Raw genomic sequence first — 15,908 nt, 5'->3', positions numbered from 1 at the left:
GCTTACTCGGCCAATCGCCAGGTGGTGCCGCCCTTGCCGTCTTCCAGTACCACGCCCATGGCGGTGATCTGGTCACGGATGCGGTCGCTTTCCGCCCAGTTCTTCTCGGCACGCGCCTGCAGGCGCGCGGCGATCAGTGCCTCGACCTCGGCCGCATCGACCTTGCCGGCAGCGCCCGCCTGGAGGAAGGCTTCCGGCTCCAGCTGCAGCACGCCCAGCACGGCGGCCAGCCGCTTGAGCTGGGCAGCCAGGCCGGCAGCGGCCTGCACGTCGGATTCGCGCAGGCGGTTGACCTCACGGATCATCTCGAACAGCACCGCACAGGCTTCCGGCGAGTTGAAGTCGTCGTCCATCGCCGCACCGAAGCGCTCGACGAAGGCTTCGCCACCGGCAGGCGCCAGCTCCGGCAAGCCCTTGAGGCCGTTGTAGAAGCGTTCCAGGGCGCCCTTGGCTTCCTTGAGGCTCTCTTCGGAGTAGTTGATCGGGCTGCGGTAATGGCTGGACACCAGCAGGTAACGCACCACCTCCGGGTGATACTTCTCCAGCACCTCGCGGATGGTGAAGAAGTTGCCCAGGCTCTTGGACATCTTCTCGCCATCGACGCGCACCGCCCCGGCATGCATCCAGGCCTTGGCGTACTGCTTGCCGGTGGCCGCCTCGCTCTGCGCGATCTCGTTCTCGTGGTGCGGGAACACCAGGTCCGGGCCGCCGCCGTGGATGTCGAAGGTCTCGCCCAGGCAGCAGGTGGACATCACCGAGCACTCGATGTGCCAGCCCGGACGGCCCTTGCCCCACGGCGAATCCCAGCTCGGCTCGCCCGGCTTGGCGCCTTTCCACAGAACGAAGTCCAGCGGGTCTTCCTTGATTTCGTCGACCTCGATGCGTGCGCCGATCTTCAGCTCGTCGATCTTGCGCCGCGACAGCTTGCCGTAGGTCTCGAACTTGGTGACGCGGTAGTACACGTCACCGTTGCCCGGCGCATAGGCGAAGCCCTTGTCGATCAGGGTCTGGATCATCTGGTGCATACCGGCGATATGGCCGGTGGCACGCGGTTCGATGTCCGGGCGCAGCACGGACAGGCGCGCCTCGTCCTCGTGCATCGCGGCGATCATGCGCTCGACCAGCGCCTCGAACGGCTCGCCGTTCTCGTTGGCGCGGCGGATGATCTTGTCGTCGATGTCGGTGATGTTGCGCACGTAGGTCACGTCATAGCCGCGCTGACGCAGCCAGCGGGTGACCACGTCGAAGGCGACCATCACGCGGGCGTGACCGATATGGCAGTAGTCGTACACGGTCATGCCGCACACGTACATGCGCACCTGGTTGCCGATCAGCGGCTGGAAGGCGTCCTTGGTCTTGGTCAGGGTGTTGTAAATGCTCAGCATCTTTCTCTAATTCCTCAAGCACGGCTTGCAAGGCAGCGCGCGATGATCAGGCAACGCGGGGCGACGTGAGCAAGCGCTTTGCCAACCTCGCATCGACGCTGCCTGATCGAGCGCAGCGATTTGCCAGCCGTTATTGCCCCCAGGAGTCGCGCAGGGTCACGGTACGGTTGAACACCAGGGCATCGGCGGTCGAGTCCTTGTCCAGGCAGAAGTAGCCTTCACGCTCGAACTGGAAGCGATCGTCGGCAGTAGCCTGGGCCAGCGACGGCTCGGCACGGCAACCGGTGAGCACCACCAGCGAATCCGGGTTGATGTTGTCGAGGAAGCTGCCGCCCTCTTCCGCCTTCTCCGGGTTGGCCGAGCGGAACAGGCGATCGTACAGGCGCACCTCGCAGGCCACGCTCTCGGCCGCCGGCACCCAGTGGATCACGCCCTTGACCTTGCGCCCTTCCGGGTTCTTGCCGAGGGTGTTCTCGTCGTAGGAGCAACGCAGCTCGACGATGTTGCCGGCGGCGTCCTTGACGGCCTCGTCGGCGCGGATCACGTAGCTGCCGCGCAGGCGCACTTCACCACCGGGGATCAGACGCTTGAAGCCGTCCGGCGGGGTTTCCTCGAAGTCGCTGGCATCGATGTAGATCTCGCGGGAGAACGGCAGCACGCGCACGCCCATGTCCTGCTTCGGGTGGCGCGGCAGCTCGAGGTTCTCGACCTGGCCTTCCGGGTAGTTGGTGATCACCACCTTCAGCGGCTTGAGCACGCACATGGCGCGCGCGGCGTTGGCGTCCAGGTCGTCACGAATGGCGAACTCGAGCATGCCGATATCCACCAGGCCGCCGGCACGGTTGACGCCGATCATGTCGCAGAAGGTGCGGATCGACGCCGGGGTGTAGCCGCGACGGCGGTAACCGGACAGCGTCGACATGCGCGGGTCGTCCCAGCCATCGACGTGTTTCTCGTCGACGAGCTGCTTGAGCTTGCGCTTGCTGGTGATGGTGTAGTTCAGGTTCAGGCGGGCGAATTCGTACTGACGCGGCGCCGCCGGCACCGGCAGGTTGGCCAGGAACCATTCGTACAGCGGACGGTGATCCTCGAACTCCAGGGTGCAGATCGAGTGCGTCACACCCTCGATCGCATCGGACTGACCGTGGGTGAAGTCGTAGCTCGGGTAGATGCACCACTTGTCACCGGTCTGGTGGTGATGGGCGTGGCGGATGCGATAGAGGATCGGGTCGCGCAGGTTGATGTTCGGCGAGGCCATGTCGATCTTGGCACGCAGCGAACGGGCGCCGTCCGCGAACTCGCCAGCCTTCATGCGGGCGAACAGGTCCAGGTTCTCCTCCACCGAACGCTCACGGAACGGGCTGTTCTTGCCCGGCTCGGTGAGATTGCCACGGTATTCGCGCATTTCTTCGGCGTTCAGATCGCAGACGAAGGCCTTGCCCGCCTTGATCAGCTCGATGGCCCAGGCATGCAGCTGGTCGAAGTAGTTGGACGCGTAGCGCTCTTCGCCCGCCCACTTGAAGCCCAGCCACTCGACGTCGGCCTTGATCGCGTCGATGTATTCCTGGTCTTCCTTGGCCGGGTTGGTGTCGTCGAAACGCAGGTTGCACTGGCCACCGAACTCCTCGGCCAGGCCGAAGTTCAGACAGATGCTCTTGGCATGACCGATGTGCAGGTAGCCGTTGGGCTCCGGCGGAAAGCGGGTCACGATCTGGGCGTGCTTGCCGCTGTCCAGATCGGCCTGGACGATGGGGCGCAGGAAGTTGGCGGCTTTTTCGACGGTGGGCTTGCTCATGGTGTCCTTAACAATACTGGCGCGGCACAGGGTAGGCCGCCTCGGGCAAAGTCCGTATCATAACCAACCTGTCAAGCCCCTGACAGGGTGCATGCCACCCTGACAAGCGCTGTTCATCCACGAGCCGAGCGCTCGAACCTGCCTCATCACGGATACGATCATGATCAAACTGCACACCAACCACGGCGTCATCACCCTGAACCTGTTCGCCGACAAGGCCCCGGAAACCGTGGCCAACTTCGAGCAATACGTGAAGGAAGGCCACTACGACGGCACCATCTTCCACCGTGTGATCGGCAACTTCATGATCCAGGGCGGCGGTTTCGAGCCGGGCATGAAGCAGAAGCCGACCCGTGCACCGATCAAGAACGAAGCCAACAACGGCGTTGCCAACAAGGTCGGCACCGTCGCCATGGCCCGCACCATGGAGCCGCATTCGGCCAGCGCGCAGTTCTTCATCAACGTCGCCGACAACAGCTTCCTCAACCACAGTGCACCCACCGTTCAGGGCTGGGGCTACGCCGTGTTCGGTGAAGTGGTCGAAGGCATGGACGTGGTCGAGAAGATCAAGGGCGTCTCCACTACCATGAAAGCCGGCCACCAGGACGTACCGGTCGACGACGTGGTCATCGAAAAGGCCGAAGTCGTCTGACAGACCGACGAAAAACTACTGCGCTAGGCCATGCGTCGTTGCGGCCGGCCTCGGACTGCTCATTTACAACTCGTAAACTGCGCATCCTCGGCCATCCGCGCCTAGCCTAGCCTAGCCGTCGCTCGCTACCTTTTTCATCGGCCTGTTGAACGAAATGATCCTGCTGATCTCCGATCTGCACCTCGAAGAGAAACGCCCGGACATCACCCGGGCGTTTCTGCATTTTCTCGCCACGCGCGCGCGCCAGGCCGAGGCGCTGTACATCCTCGGCGACTTCTTCGAGGTCTGGATCGGCGACGACGGCATGTCGCCCTTCCAGCATGAGATCGCCCGCGCCCTGCGCGAGCTGAGCGATGCCGGCACGCGCATCCACCTGATGCACGGCAACCGCGACTTTCTCATCGGCAAGGCATTCTGCCGCGAGGCCGGCTGCACCCTGCTCCGCGATCCCTGCACGGTGCAACTGGGCGGTGGGCGCGTACTGCTGATGCACGGCGACAGCCTGTGCACCCTGGATGTCGGCTACATGAAGCTGCGGCGCTGGCTGCGCAACCCGCTGTCGCTGCTGATCCTGCGCAACCTGCCGCTCGCCACCCGGCAGAAGCTGGCACGCAAGCTGCGCAACGAAAGCCGCGCGCAAACGCGGATGAAGGCCAGTGAGATCGTCGACGTCACGCCGCAGGAAGTGCTCAGGGTCATGGCCGCGCATGGCGTGCGCACGCTGATCCATGGCCACACCCATCGCCCGGCCGTGCATGAGCTGGAGGTGAACGGCCAGCCGGCACGGCGCATCGTGCTGGGCGACTGGGATCGCCAGGGCTGGGCGCTGCAGATCGATGACGAGGGCTTCAACCAGGCGCCGTTCGAGCTTGCTCCCGCAAACGCCTGCGAGCCGTAGCCATACCATCCTGTAGGAGCGGCTTCAGCCGCGAAAGCGATGTAGGGCGGGTGAAACCCGCCATCTCCCTCGCGGCGGGTTTCACCCGCCCTACCCGGCCAAACGCCTCCGAGCCGTAGCCCGTACAAATGCTCAATCTGAAGTGGCAACCGCCGCCGCAGCCTTATGCCGGTACACCACTGTGGAAACGGAACTGCTCGTCCGGCGAGGTGATCAGTTCCTGCTCCACGGCCCGCACCACCTCGATGCGCGCATCGACATCGGCCGCATCGCCGTACAGGTAGGCGAGCTTGAGATAGCCCCGGTAGTGGCGCCCTTCGCTTTCCAGCAGCCCGGCGTAGAACTTGGCCAGTTCGGCGTCCAGACGCGGCACCAGCGCGGCGAAGCGCTCGCATGAACGCGCCTCGATGAAGGCGCCCACCACCAGCACATCCACCAGCCGCTCGACTTCACCATTGCGCAGCAGCGCACGCAGGCCGGCGGCGTAGCGCGACGCCGATACGTGGCGGATCTCGATACCCCGGCCGCGAATGATCTTGCTCACCTGCTCGAAGTGCACCAGCTCCTCACGGGCCAAACGCGACATTCTCGCGGTCAATTCGGTCTTGGTTAGGTAGCGTCCCATGAGGCTCAGGGCTGTCTGTGCGGCCTTGTACTCCAGGTTGCGGTGATCGAGCAGCAGGATTTCCTGCTGACGCAAGGCCTCGTCCAGCCAGGCATCCGGTGTGGCGACGCCGCCAAGAAAGCCGAGAATTTCCTGCAGGATCGACACAGGTTCTTCGCCGTTACTCGGAATATGCTCGGCATTTGACATCATATTTGAAGCGCTCATGGTGCTGGCGAGGTTGAAAATGGCGGGCCATTATACGAGTGACAGGCCCGTCGACCAGCACAGCGTTGATACAGGTCAACGAGCGGCTGAAGCCGGCGCACCTATAGTTGGATAAGCGCTATTCATTCTCAGGGAGACGACCATGCAAGCGATTCGCAGTATTCTGGTGGTGATGGAGCCCCAACACCCGGAAGGCCTGGCACTGAAGCGGGCCAAACTGATAGCTGGAGTCACCCAGTCGCACCTGCACCTGCTGGTGTGCGACAAGAAGGGCGATCACAGCGCCTGGCTCAACGACCTCAGCAGCGGCCTCGCCCAGGAGGGCTTCAGCGTCTCCACCCAGCAGTCCTGGCACGACAACCTGCACCAGACCATCATCACCGTGCAGCAGGCCGAAGGCTGCAACCTGGTGGTCAAGCAGCACCTGCCTGACAACCCCCTGAAGAAAGCCCTGCTCACCCCCGAGGACTGGAAGCTCCTGCGCTACTGTCCGGGGCCGGTGCTGATGGTCAAGACCGACCGCCCATGGACCGGCGGCAGCATCCTCGCCGCCGTGGATGTGGGCAATGCCGATGGCGAGCATCGCACCCTGCATGCCGGCATCATCAGCCACGGCTACGATATCGCCGGGCTGGCCAAGGGCACCCTGCACGTCATCACCGCCCACCCGACGCCCATGCTGTCCGCCGTCGATCCGACCTTCCAGCTGAAAGAGACCATCGAGGCGCGCTACCGCGAGCAATGCCGCAGCTTCCAGGCCGAGTACGACATCAGCGACGAGCGCCTGCACGTGGTCGAGGGCCCTGCCGACGTGGTGATCCCGCAAATGGCTCACCGCCTCGGCGCCGCCGTCACGGTGATCGGCACGGTGGCGCGCACGGGGCTCTCCGGCGCGCTGATCGGTAACACGGCCGAGGTGGTGCTCGATGCACTGGAAAGCGATGTCCTGGTGCTCAAGCCGGATGAGGTGATCGCCCACCTCGAAGAACTGGTGGCGCAGCGCTGAAGCTGCCCCGGAAATGAAAATGCCGCTCGAGGTCGAGCGGCATTTTTGTATCTGCCGGTGTCGGGCTAGACCCTTACTTCCAGGCCTTCGCGCAGGAACTTCGGAGCGATGTAGCGCTCGTAGTGCGCCTCGGACAACAGGAAGAACTCGCGGTCGATGGCATCGCGCAGCTCGGGCAGGCCCCAGTCGCGAAACTCCGGGAGCAGCACCATGCCGTAGGCCTCCAGCTGATTGATCATGCGCGCGCCGCGCGCGATCAGCTGATACGCCCAGCAATAGGGCGACTGCTGCGGCACGAAGCGGATCTGCCGCTGCTCCAGCTGGCTCCGCAGGCGCTGCTCGTCGAACACCTCCAGCTTGGCCGCCATCACCTGCACCAGCAGGACTTCCAGGCGCGTCCAGACGGCGCGCTTCTCCTCGTCGCCGTAGCTGTTCCAGTTGATCACCTCGTGGTGGAAGCGCTTGCAACCGCGGCAGACCACATCGCCATAGACGGTCGAACACAAGCCTACACAAGGCGTCTTGATGCGCTGATTGGACATGGCAAAGCGATATAGACAGCAGAACGGTCGAGCATCTTAGCCCTTTGTCTAATCCAGATCACCCCTACCAATACAGGGACGTCGGCTTAACTTTGTCCGCGCTTTCCAGTAGAATCGGCCCGCCTTTTACGGCGCCAATGTCCGTTGGAAGCTGTTTTCAAAGCGTCACGAGCACAGTCGATCCTGCAGGTACGATGGCGACGCAGCCGCTCGAAGTCCCCCCGAGCGTCTGCGTCAGCCCTCATCAGAACCCGTCCTGCCGGCGTAAAACTTTGAAAGCAGCTTCTACAAGAGACTCATGCAATCTCGGCTGATCGGCTCATAAAGTCGAAAAGCGCCTGGTTCGTGAGTATCTGGATCGCGTCCCGGACAACCCTTTGGGACCACTGATGAGGGTAATAACTGTGCTTGAAGCCTATCGCAAACACGTAGCAGAGCGTGCCGCTCAGGGTATCGTGCCCCAGCCGCTGAACGCCGAACAAACCGCAGGCCTGGTCGAGCTGCTGAAAAACCCGCCGGCTGGCGAAGAAGAATTCCTCGTAGACCTGATCACCAACCGCGTGCCGCCAGGCGTGGACGAAGCCGCCTACGTCAAGGCCGGTTTCCTCTCTGCCGTTGCCAAGGGCGAAGCCACTTCCCCGCTGATCAGCAAGCAGCGCGCCGCTGAACTGCTGGGCACCATGCAGGGCGGCTACAACATCGCCACCCTGGTCGACCTGCTGGACGATGCCGCCCTCGGCAGCGTTGCCGCCGAGCAGCTCAAGCACACCCTGCTGATGTTCGACGCCTTCCACGACGTCGCCGAGAAAGCCAAGGCCGGCAATGCCAACGCCAAGGCCGTGCTGCAGTCCTGGGCCGATGGCGAGTGGTTCACCAACAAGCCGGCCATCGCCGAGAAATACAGCCTGGCCGTGTTCAAGGTCCCGGGCGAAACCAACACCGACGACCTGTCCCCTGCCCCGGACGCCTGGTCGCGCCCCGACATCCCGCTGCACGCCCTGGCCATGCTGAAAATGGCCCGCGACGGCATCGTGCCGGAGCAGCAAGGCGCCATCGGCCCGCTGAAGCAGATCGAAGAGATCAAGGCCAAGGGCTTCCCCGTCGCCTACGTCGGTGACGTGGTCGGTACCGGTTCGTCCCGCAAGTCCGCCACCAACTCGGTGCTGTGGTTCTTCGGCGACGACATCCCGTACGTTCCGAACAAGCGTGCCGGCGGTTTCTGCTTCGGCACCAAGATCGCTCCGATCTTCTACAACACCATGGAAGATGCCGGCGCCCTGCCGATCGAGTTCGATGTCTCGAACATCAACATGGGCGACGTGATCGATGTCTACCCGTACGCTGGCAAGGTCTGCAAGCACGGCACCGACGACGTCATCACCACCTTCGAACTGAAGACCCCGGTGCTGCTCGACGAAGTCCGCGCTGGCGGCCGTATCCCGCTGATCGTCGGCCGTGGCCTGACCGAGAAGGCGCGTGCCGAGCTGGGCCTGGGCGCTTCCGAGCTGTTCAAGAAGCCGGAGCAACCGGCTGACAGCGGCAAGGGCTTCACCCTGGCGCAGAAGATGGTCGGCAAGGCCTGCGGCGTCGAAGGCGTGCGCCCTGGCACCTACTGCGAACCGAAGATGACCACCGTCGGTTCCCAGGACACCACCGGCCCGATGACCCGCGACGAGCTGAAAGACCTGGCTTGCCTGGGCTTCTCCGCTGACCTGGTGATGCAGTCCTTCTGCCACACTGCGGCCTATCCGAAGCCGATCGACGTCACCACCCACCACACCCTGCCGGATTTCATCCGCACCCGTGGCGGCGTGTCCCTGCGTCCGGGCGACGGCATCATCCACAGCTGGCTGAACCGCATGCTGCTGCCTGACACCGTCGGCACTGGTGGCGATTCGCACACCCGCTTCCCGATCGGCATCAGCTTCCCGGCCGGTTCCGGCCTGGTGGCCTTCGCCGCCGCCACCGGCGTCATGCCGCTGGACATGCCGGAATCCGTTCTGGTGCGCTTCAAGGGCAAGATGCAACCGGGTATCACCCTGCGTGACCTGGTCCATGCGATCCCTTACTACGCCATCCAAAAAGGCCTGCTGACCGTCGAGAAGAAAGGCAAGAAGAACATCTTCTCCGGCCGCATCCTCGAGATCGAAGGCCTGGACAACCTGACCGTCGAGCAGGCGTTCGAGCTGTCCGACGCCTCCGCCGAGCGTTCGGCTGCCGGCTGCACCATCAAACTGCCGGAAGCGGCCATCGCCGAATACCTGCAGTCCAACATCACCCTGCTGCGCTGGATGATCAGCGAAGGCTACGGTGATGCCCGTACCCTGGAGCGTCGCGCCCAGGCGATGGAAGCCTGGCTGGCCAACCCGGTGCTGATGGAAGCCGACAAGGACGCCGAGTACTCGGAAATCATCGAGATCGACCTGGCCGAGCTCAACGAGCCGGTACTGTGCGCCCCGAACGATCCGGACGACGCCCGTCTGCTGTCCACCGTGGCCGGCGACAAGATCGACGAAGTGTTCATCGGTTCGTGCATGACCAACATCGGTCACTTCCGCGCTGCCGGCAAGCTGCTGGACAAGGTCAAGGGCGGCATCCCGACTCGTCTGTGGCTGTCGCCGCCGACCAAGATGGATGCCCACCAGCTGACCGAGGAAGGCTACTACGGCATCTACGGCAAGGCCGGCGCACGCATGGAAATGCCGGGCTGCTCGCTGTGCATGGGTAACCAGGCTCGCGTCGCTGCCAACTCCACCGTGGTCTCGACCTCCACCCGTAACTTCCCGAACCGTCTGGGCGATGGCGCCAACGTGTACCTGGCCTCTGCCGAACTGGCTGCGGTCGCTTCGATTCTCGGCAAGCTGCCGACCGTCGAGGAGTACATGGCCTACGCGAAGGATATCGACAGCATGGCTGGCGACATCTACCGCTACCTGAGCTTCGACCAGATCGCAGACTTCCGTGAAGCTGCGGCCAACGCCCAGATCCCGGTCGTTCAGGCCTGATCCCAGCGTTGTGACAAGAGCCCCGCCCAGTGCGGGGCTTTTTTATGCCTGCACAGGAGCAGGCACACTGGCATATGCCTTGCTTCGCCTCCAGGCACAGGGCCCTTCCAACGCTGGAAGCGGCTTGATCGACAACGGCGTCGTATCCCCTCCGGCCATTGCGCCGGAGTCAGGTACGACGTTTTTTTATGGCCTGTCACTGGTCATCTGCGTGAGCGTTAAGGAAGCGACATGAGCGAACACGACACCCCTCGCGACGACGCCCCGGCCTGGGGCAGCGATGCCCCTGAGAAAAGCGTCCTGAACATCGGCTTCATGGCCCTGAGCGACTCCGCCTCGGTGGTGGTCGCCGCCACTCAGGGTTTCGCCGAGAAGTACGGGCTGAGCCTCAGGCTGCATCGCCAGACGTCCTGGGCCGGCCTGCGCGACCGCCTGCTCAGCGGCGAGCTGGACGCCGCGCACAGCCTGTACGGGTTGATCTACGGGGTGCAGCTGGGCCTCGGTGGCGCCCCCGCCACCGACATGGCCGTGCTGATGGGGCTGAACCAGAACGGCCAGAGCATCAACCTGTCGCACAGCCTGCAGGCGGCCGGCGTGACCAACGGTGAGGCACTCAGGCAACACGTGCACCAGCATGAGGCGCGCCTGACCTTCGCCCAGACCTTCCCCACCGGCACCCACGCCATGTGGCTCTACTACTGGCTGGCCAGCCAGGGCATCCATCCGCTGCGCGATGTCGACAGCGTGGTGGTCCCGCCGCCACAGATGATCGAACACCTCGAAGCGCAGCGCATCGACGGCTTCTGCGTCGGCGAGCCTTGGACCGCCAAGGCCGTCGACGAACAGCTGGGCTGCACCGTCACCACCATCCAGGCGATCTGGCCGGACCACCCGGAGAAGGTGCTGGGTTGCACCCGCGCCTTCGTCGAGCAGAACCCCAACACCGCGCGCGCCCTGATCATGGCCGTGCTCGACGCCGCCCGCTTCATCGACGACAACGAAGAGAACAAGCGCAGCACCGCCCAGCTGCTCAGCGGCAGCGAATACGTCAACGCCCCGGTGTCGGCCATCACGCCACGCTTCCTTGGCCAGTATCAGGACGGCCTGGGGCATACCTGGCAGGACGAGCACCCGCTGCGCTTCCATGCCGGCGGCCTGGTCAACCAGCCCTACCTGTCCGACGCCATGTGGTTCATGACCCAGTTCCGCCGCTGGGGCCTGCTGCGCAGCGACCCGGACTACCTCGGCATCGCCCGCCAGGTGCAGCAACTGGCGCTGTATCGCGAGGCAGCCAGCGCGCTGGGCATTGCCGTACCCGCCGAGATGCGCAGCTCCACGCTTCAGGACGGCACCTGCTGGGACGGCAGCGACCCGGTCGCCTATGCCCGCAGCTTCCACCTCCACGCCCTGGCCGACAGCCCGGCTGCCGCCCTGTAACTGCCCGGAGAGCCATCGATGCTGCGTATCCTGCTGATCAACGACACGCCCAAGAAGGTCGGCCGCCTCAAGACAGCACTGGTCGAGGCCGGCTTCGAGGTGATCGACGAATCAGGGCTGACCATCGACCTGCCCGAGCGCGTCGAGGCGGTGCGCCCCGACGTCATCCTGATCGACACCGAGTCGCCCGGACGCGACGTCATGGAACAGGTGGTCCTGGTCAGCCGCGACCAGCCACGGCCCATCGTCATGTTCACCGACGAGCACGACCCCGGCGTGATGCGCCAGGCGATCCAGAGCGGTGTCAGCGCCTACATCGTCGAAGGCATCCACGCCCAGCGCCTGCAGCCGATCCTCGACGTGGCCATGGCGCGCTTCGAGAGCGACCAGGCCTTGCGCGCGCAATTGCAGGCCCGCGACGCACAGCTGGCCGAGCGCAAGCGCGTGGAGCTGGCCAAGGGCCTGCTGATGAAGATGAAGAGCTGCAACGAAGAGGATGCCTACACCCTGATGCGGCGCCAGGCCATGAGCCGCCAGCAGAAGCTGATCCAGGTCGCCGAACAGATCATCGCCATGCACGACATGCTCGGCGGCTGAGCAACTGTACCGCTGAAACAGCTCACTGTACCGGTACGGACTGTATCAGTCAGGCAACTGTTACAGCCGCCTTCGCCGGCGCCTGTGTATGCCCCGTCCCGCCGGCCTCGGCTAGGGTAGACAACCCCTAGCCGAGGAACCCCTCATGACCGAACACGACCTGCTGGCCGAAGCCGACCGCCGCGCCCTCGCCTACCTGGACGGCACCCCCACGCGCCGGGTCTTCCCCGACGCCCCTGCCATCGCCGCCCTGGCCGCCTTCGACCAGCCACTGCCGGAACAGGGTCACGCCGCCGAGCAGGTGCTGCGCCAGCTCGACGACATCGGCTCACCCGCGACGGTGGCGAGCAACGGCGGGCGCTACTTCGGCTTCGTCATCGGCGCGACGCTGCCGGCGGCGGCCGCCGCCGAACGCCTGGTGCTGGCCTGGGACCAGTGCGCCTCGTCCTTCAACAACTCGCCGGTGGTCGACCAGCTCGAACGGGTCGCCGGGCGCTGGGTATGCCAGGCTCTGGGGCTGCCGGCGCAGAGCGCGGTCGGCTTCGGCACCAGCGCCACCGCCTGCACCCTGACCTGCATCGCCGCCGCTCGGCGCAAGCTGCTCGCCGAGCAGGGCTGGGATTTCGATGGTGATGGCCTGACCGGTGCGCCAGCGCTGCGCGTGGTGCTCTCGGAAACGGCGCACGTCACCGTGAAGAAGGCCCTGCGCGTGCTCGGCTTCGGCATGAATCAGCTGATCTACGCACCGGTCGACGAACGCGGGCGCATCGACCCGGCGCGTCTGCCGCCGCTGGATGCACGCAGCCTGCTGATCCTGCAGGCCGGCGAGGTCAACAGCGGCGAGTTCGACCCGTTCGCCGAACTGATCCCCAGGGCCCGCGCCGCTGGCGCCTGGGTGCATGTCGACGGCGCCTTCGGGCTCTGGGCGCGGGCCTCGTCGTCGGCGCACCTGGCCGCCGGCATCGAGCAGGCCGACAGCTGGACCTGCGATGGGCACAAATGGCTCAACACCCCTTACGACAGTGCCATGGCCATCTGCCGGGACGCCAGCGCCCTGGCTGCGGCGATGAACAGCGACGCCGCCTACGCCATGGCCAGTGCCCACGCGCAGACCAACCTGACCCTGGAGTTCTCCCGCCGGGCGCGCGGCGTGGCGATCTGGGCGGCACTGGCCAACCTCGGCCGCGACGGCCTGCGGCGCATGATCGACCGACACATTCGCCAGGCCCGCCTGCTCGCCGACGCCCTCAGCGCCGGTGGCTACCAGGTGCTCAACCAGGTGCCGCTGAATCAGGTGCTGGTACGCGCCGACTCGGACGCACAGACAGACGCCATCCGCGAGGCGGTCCAGGGCAGTGGCGAGGCCTGGTTCGGCCCGACCCGCTGGCAGGGACGCCCGGCGTTCCGCCTGAGCGTCTCGTCCTGGCGCACCACTGACGAGGACATCCAGGCCCTGGCCGAACTGCTGCTGCGACTCAAGCGCCAGAGCGGCGCATAGCGCGCTGGACAGCCTGGCGGCCACAGGCGTATCGTCGCCGCCAGGTCACAGCAGTGACCAACGTCGCTCGGACGGTTCCGGGCGCTTACGTATCCGAGGAAATCATGGCAGAGAACGCCAAGCGCCGCTTTGCGCGCATCGATCGTCTCCCCCCCTACGTCTTCAACATCACCGCCGAACTGAAGATGGCTGCGCGCCGTCGCGGTGAAGACATCATCGACTTCTCCATGGGCAACCCCGACGGTGCGACTCCGCCGCACATCGTCGAGAAGCTCGTGCAGGTCGCCCAGCGCGAAGACACCCACGGATACTCCACCTCCCGCGGTATTCCACGCCTGCGCCGCGCCATCTCGCGCTGGTACAAGGACCGCTACGACGTGGAGATCGATCCGGAAAGCGAAGCCATCGTCACCATCGGCTCCAAGGAAGGCCTGGCGCACCTGATGCTGGCCACCCTGGATCATGGCGACACCGTGCTGGTGCCCAACCCCAGCTACCCGATCCACATCTACGGCGCGGTGATCGCCGGCGCCCAGGTGCGTTCGGTACCGCTGGTGCCGGGCGTGGACTTCTTCGCGGAGCTGGAACGCGCCATCCGCGAGTCGATTCCCAAGCCGAAGATGATGATCCTGGGCTTCCCCTCCAACCCCACCGCGCAGTGCGTGGAGCTGGACTTCTTCGAGCGCGTGGTCGCCCTGGCCAAGCAGTACGACGTACTGGTGGTGCATGACCTGGCCTATGCCGACATCGTCTACGACGGCTGGAAGGCCCCGTCGATCATGCAGGTGCCGGGCGCCAAGGACATCGCGGTGGAGTTCTTCACCCTGTCCAAGAGCTACAACATGGCCGGCTGGCGCATCGGTTTCATGGTCGGCAACCCCGAGCTGGTCAACGCCCTGGCGCGGATCAAGAGCTACCACGACTACGGCACCTTCACCCCCCTGCAGGTGGCCGCCATCGCTGCCCTGGAAGGCGACCAGCAATGCGTGCGCGATATCGCCGAGCAGTACCGCCAGCGTCGCAACCTGCTGGTCAAGGGGCTGCACGAGATCGGCTGGATGGTAGAGAAGCCCAAGGCCTCGATGTACGTCTGGGCCAAGATTCCCGAGGCCTACGCGCATCTGGGCTCGCTGGAGTTCGCCAAGAAGCTGCTGGCCGAAGCCAAGGTCTGCGTGTCGCCCGGCCTGGGCTTCGGTGACTACGGCGACGACCACGTCCGCTTCGCCCTGATCGAGAACCAGGACCGCACGCGCCAGGCGCTGCGCGGGATCAAGGCGATGTTCAGGGCCGACGGCCTGCTGCCGGGCAAGCCCGCCAGAGCCGAGCAGGAACAGTGACAGAGGGCGCCGCAAGGCGCCCTTTCTCCATCAGCGGCAAAGCTGACAAGATCTGCGACAATTCATGACGTTTGCCAACCTCAGCTGGTAGTTCCGGGGAATTGCCCGGCAGAGTGAACGCCCGTACACTGCGCGCCCCTTCCCTGACGGTCGTACCTCGATGCTCTTCGTTCTGCGCATGCTGCTGATGGGCGTGCATTTCATCTTCGCCGGGCTGCTCGGCCTGCTGCTCGGCCTGTGCCGCCCCTTCAACCCGGACAACAGCCGCCTCTGCGCACGCCTCTACTCGCTGCCCGCGCTGTGCCTGCTGCGCCTCAAGCTCAAGGCCGACGTCCGTCCGCTGCTGGAACACCAGCGTTCATGCGTGATCATCGCCAACCATCAGTCCAACTTCGACCTGTACGTGCTGGGCCGCGTGGTGCCCAGGCGCACGGTGAGCATCGGCAAGAAGAGCCTCAAATGGGTGCCGTTCTTCGGCCAGCTGTACTGGCTGGCGGGCAACGTGCTGATCGACCGCAGCAACGCCCTGGCTGCCAAGCGCGCCATGCTGACCACCACCGCAACCCTGCGTGATCACGACACCTCGATCTGGGTGTTCCCGGAGGGCACGCGCAATCTCGGCCGTGGCCTGCTGCCGTTCAAGAAAGGCGCCTTCCAGATGGCGATCAACGCCGGCGTCCCGATCATTCCGGTGTGCGTGAGCAACTATGCCAGGTCCATGCGCCTCAACCGCTGGAACAGCGGCCGCATCCTGATCCGCTCGCTGCCGGCCATCCCCACTGCCGGCCTGAGCCTGGACGACATGCCGGCGCTGATGGAGCGCTGCCAGCAGGCCATGCGCGAGTGCATCAACAGCATGGACGCGGAACTGGCCAGCGCCTGACTGGCAGACGGGTTGTCGGTGCGCACCGACAACCCGCGGCA

General features: G+C 65.0%; 13 protein-coding genes. 9 read left to right on the top strand and 4 right to left on the bottom strand.

The window, feature by feature from the left end; translation table 11 throughout:
- Positions 1-2 precede the first annotated feature (2 nt).
- Entirely contained in the window at positions 3-1,385 is a 1,383-nt protein-coding gene (gene cysS / locus EWH21_RS11310) for a cysteine--tRNA ligase (RefSeq protein ID WP_277700525.1), read from the bottom strand.
- Positions 1,386-1,515: 130 nt separating this feature from the next.
- Positions 1,516-3,180 carry a glutamine--tRNA ligase/YqeY domain fusion protein gene (locus tag EWH21_RS11305; RefSeq protein ID WP_037053072.1) on the bottom strand — a complete coding sequence of 555 codons (1,665 nt, stop codon included), beginning with the start codon at positions 3,178-3,180 and terminating at the stop codon, positions 1,516-1,518.
- Positions 3,181-3,340: 160 nt separating this feature from the next.
- Between EWH21_RS11305 and EWH21_RS11300 the strand changes: the two genes are divergently transcribed.
- A complete protein-coding gene (locus tag EWH21_RS11300; protein WP_179554046.1) occupies positions 3,341-3,832 on the top strand; it encodes a peptidylprolyl isomerase in 492 nt (163 codons plus the stop codon).
- Positions 3,833-3,986: 154 nt separating this feature from the next.
- A complete protein-coding gene (gene lpxH, locus EWH21_RS11295) occupies positions 3,987-4,730 on the top strand; it encodes a UDP-2,3-diacylglucosamine diphosphatase (protein ID WP_277700524.1) in 744 nt (247 codons plus the stop codon).
- Between the two features lie 163 nt (positions 4,731-4,893).
- On the opposite strand, the gene EWH21_RS11290 is transcribed toward lpxH, so the two are convergent.
- Positions 4,894-5,547, bottom strand: coding sequence for a tRNA-(ms[2]io[6]A)-hydroxylase (locus tag EWH21_RS11290; RefSeq protein ID WP_134675973.1), 654 nt, complete (start codon positions 5,545-5,547; stop codon positions 4,894-4,896).
- A gap of 157 nt (positions 5,548-5,704) precedes the next feature.
- Here EWH21_RS11290 and EWH21_RS11285 point away from each other — a divergent pair, with 157 nt between their 5' ends.
- Complete coding sequence (locus tag EWH21_RS11285) at positions 5,705-6,568, top strand: universal stress protein (protein ID WP_152488573.1); 864 nt, start codon at positions 5,705-5,707, stop codon at positions 6,566-6,568.
- A 65-nt stretch (positions 6,569-6,633) separates the two neighbouring features.
- Here EWH21_RS11285 and EWH21_RS11280 read toward each other — a convergent pair whose 3' ends face one another.
- The gene (locus EWH21_RS11280; protein ID WP_037053082.1) at positions 6,634-7,110 is read right to left on the bottom strand and encodes a DUF1289 domain-containing protein; all 477 of its coding nucleotides are present in this window, start codon (positions 7,108-7,110) and stop codon (positions 6,634-6,636) included.
- A gap of 404 nt (positions 7,111-7,514) precedes the next feature.
- On the opposite strand from EWH21_RS11280, the gene acnB reads away from it, so the two are divergent.
- From acnB to EWH21_RS11250, 6 genes are all read left to right on the top strand, one after another.
- Entirely contained in the window at positions 7,515-10,115 is a 2,601-nt protein-coding gene (gene acnB / locus EWH21_RS11275; RefSeq protein ID WP_277700610.1) for a bifunctional aconitate hydratase 2/2-methylisocitrate dehydratase, read from the top strand.
- Between the two features lie 231 nt (positions 10,116-10,346).
- Positions 10,347-11,552: a CmpA/NrtA family ABC transporter substrate-binding protein gene (locus tag EWH21_RS11270; RefSeq protein ID WP_152488571.1), complete on the top strand. Its 1,206-nt coding sequence runs from the start codon at positions 10,347-10,349 to the stop codon at positions 11,550-11,552.
- 18 nt (positions 11,553-11,570) lie between these two features.
- Complete coding sequence (locus tag EWH21_RS11265) at positions 11,571-12,149, top strand: ANTAR domain-containing response regulator (RefSeq protein ID WP_037053090.1); 579 nt, start codon at positions 11,571-11,573, stop codon at positions 12,147-12,149.
- Positions 12,150-12,294: 145 nt separating this feature from the next.
- Entirely contained in the window at positions 12,295-13,647 is a 1,353-nt protein-coding gene (locus tag EWH21_RS11260) for a pyridoxal-dependent decarboxylase (protein WP_037053091.1), read from the top strand.
- Between the two features lie 104 nt (positions 13,648-13,751).
- The gene (gene alaC, locus EWH21_RS11255) at positions 13,752-14,984 is read left to right on the top strand and encodes an alanine transaminase (protein WP_037053093.1); all 1,233 of its coding nucleotides are present in this window, start codon (positions 13,752-13,754) and stop codon (positions 14,982-14,984) included.
- Between the two features lie 160 nt (positions 14,985-15,144).
- Positions 15,145-15,867: a 1-acylglycerol-3-phosphate O-acyltransferase gene (locus EWH21_RS11250; protein WP_134675976.1), complete on the top strand. Its 723-nt coding sequence runs from the start codon at positions 15,145-15,147 to the stop codon at positions 15,865-15,867.
- The last annotated feature ends 41 nt before the right edge of the window (positions 15,868-15,908 follow it).

Origin of the sequence: Pseudomonas sp. REST10 (genome assembly GCF_029542605.1) — a bacterium.
Taxonomy (GTDB): domain Bacteria; phylum Pseudomonadota; class Gammaproteobacteria; order Pseudomonadales; family Pseudomonadaceae; genus Aquipseudomonas; species Aquipseudomonas khazarica.
Note: the sequence above shows the minus strand (reverse complement) of the source record. Positions and strands in the feature narration are given on the sequence as shown.